This window comes from Rhizobium sp. PEPV16 (assembly GCF_008919455.1).
Taxonomy (GTDB): domain Bacteria; phylum Pseudomonadota; class Alphaproteobacteria; order Rhizobiales; family Rhizobiaceae; genus Rhizobium; species Rhizobium leguminosarum_Q.
Genome location: NZ_VSZV01000026.1, coordinates 1 through 899, shown reverse-complemented (window position 1 = coordinate 899; position 899 = coordinate 1). Strand labels below are relative to the sequence as shown.

Here is an 899-nt window from a genome sequence, read left to right as displayed (position 1 = left end):
ACTATCGAGCCGCATTTCGATCCCACAGATGAATTCACAAGGGCCTCAATTCAATCACGTCCGAACGCCGCTCAGCCGACGTCTGTTTCGCAATTTTCCCAAATTTGCAACCCCGAGGCGGTAACGTGAACCACACGTCAGAGCCACCCACTTCTCAAGCGTCGTGGCCTTGTGCGCGGCCGGGCTTTTTTCCTGCACGACAACCTGCCAAGTATGGCGATTGGTGCCGATCATCCATGTGGCCGCCACCGGCGGCACTTCGTTTATCGCTGACCCTTTTAGGAGCGCGCCTGTTTAGCCCCGGAGAGATCCGGGCGCCTACGTCGCCGTGAACCCGTTAGAGGCTAGGATATGCGGATATCAATGATCATGGTATTCGAGAGCGTAACCTGCGCCGTACACGGTACGAATCCCCAGATTACGCAGTCCTGCAAACGCTTTTCGCAGCCGGCCGATATGCACGTCAACCGCCCGACTTTCTACAGCGTGCGGATCGCGCCAAACGGCCTCAATGTGTTGCTCGCGGGTACTGATCTGCCCCTGCCTTTCTAATAGAAACCCGAGGATTCTCATCTCCATAGGCGCAAACGCTACCCTCTTGCCTGAAACCACGACGGCGTGCGGCCCAAAGACAATCTCGGCGGCGGCAGCAAAGTTTGGTAGGGTTCCAGCCTGCGGCAGGGGTTTTATGCCGTGCAGAAACGCGAGAAGCTTTGAAGGCGACAAAGGACGCGTGATGCCTTCGAGGCCCGCCTTGATTAACTGCAGGTGCTCTGCACGCATATCACCGCCGATGAGTGCACCCACGGGCAGCCCTGCGCTCTTCAGGAGCACGCATAGAGGCGCAACATCGCTCGGCCAGCCTGCACAATCCAGGATCACGGCGGAAAGCTCTGCTG

At 58.1% G+C, this 899-nt stretch carries 1 protein-coding gene; it reads right to left on the bottom strand.

The features are described from left to right. Positions 1 to 360: 360 nt before the first annotated feature. Positions 361 to 899, bottom strand: a 539-nt coding sequence (locus tag FY112_RS00175; RefSeq protein ID WP_151517334.1) for a response regulator transcription factor, incomplete at its 5' end; no start/stop codon positions are given.